1 protein-coding gene is annotated in these 1,247 nt (G+C 34.6%); it reads left to right on the top strand.

Translation table 11 applies throughout. The annotated features are described in order from the left end of the window. Nucleotides 1-1,227, top strand: a protein-coding gene (locus tag ABW637_RS21725) for an IS3 family transposase (protein ID WP_367586842.1) whose coding sequence is annotated in 2 segments (ribosomal slippage) — nucleotides 1-347 and nucleotides 347-1,227 — 1,228 coding nt annotated over the 2 segments. Because the reading frame shifts where the segments join, the coding sequence is not laid out codon by codon here. This gene is flagged as partial in the annotation. Nucleotides 1,228-1,247 lie beyond the last annotated feature (20 nt).

Raw genomic sequence — 1,247 nt, 5'->3', positions numbered from 1 at the left:
GAATTCTAAGAAGAAGCGTACTCAGTGCGATTACAATTTAGGCTTTAAATTAGCAGTAGTATCTCAGGTAGAAAAAGGCGAGATGACCTATAAGCAAGCTCAAAAGGCTTACGGTATTCAAGGAAGAAGTACCGTTTTGGTTTGGTTGCGAAAACATGGTACCTTAGACTGGAGTAAGCCAATACTTCATTCAATGTCCAATCCAAAGAAAAAAGAAACTCCAGCCCAGAAGATCAAACGATTAGAGCGAGAACTCTCAGATGAAAAACTCAAAAATGAGATTCTTAATACGATGATTGACATCTCGGATCAACAGTTTGGTACTGCTATCAGAAAAAAGTTTTTACCCAATCAATCCAACGCATCCGACAAGAAAAGCAAGTAAGCCTTGCTTGTTGTTGTCGATTGTTTGGGATTAGCAGACAAGCTATCTATCAATCTGAAAAGCGTTCACTACTTCGTTCTAAAGAGTTAGGTCAAGTAAAATTACTCGTTGAGCACCTACGAAGACAAATGCCTAGAATAGGCACACGTAAGCTCTATTATTTGCTTAAAGAAGATTTTGAATCTCTAGGAATCAAGATAGGAAGGGATGCCTTGTTTGATTACTTACGTTCAGAATCTATGTTGATTAGTCCTAAGAAAAAGTACATAAAAACAACTTATTCTAAACACTGGTTAAAAAAACACCCTAATCTCATGAAAAATCAGAAACCCCAGGAACCAGAACAATACTTTGTTAGTGATATTACTTATATTAAAAGTAGAGAAAAAACACACTACCTCTCCTTGGTTACCGATGCTTACAGCAGAAAGATTATGGGCTATCATCTAAGTGATGATATGAGCGCAGAAAACGTAGTGAAGGCTATCAAAATGGCTCTCGAAGAGAAAGTAACCGAAAAAACAACCATTCATCATTCAGATAGAGGGTTACAATATTGCTCTGAGATATATCAAAATGAACTCAAAAAAAGTGGAACAATACCTTCAATGACTGATGGATATGATTGTTATCAAAACGCCTTGGCAGAAAGAATCAATGGAATACTTAAAAATGAGTTCCTAATCTATAGATGTAATAATAAACAAGAACTCCAATTTTTAATCAAAGAGTCAATAAAAACCTATAATAACAAAAGACCACACTTAAATCTTAATATGAAAACACCTAATTTTGTACATAACAAAAAAACCAGAGAAGCTAGCTTCTCTGGTTTAATATAAATTATTTTAAAACTGTCAAC

Origin of the sequence: Aquimarina penaris, from assembly GCF_040786285.1 — a bacterium.
GTDB lineage: Bacteria > Bacteroidota > Bacteroidia > Flavobacteriales > Flavobacteriaceae > Aquimarina.
The sequence above is the reverse complement of the archived record's forward strand: the minus strand, read 5'-3'. Positions and strand labels throughout refer to the sequence as shown.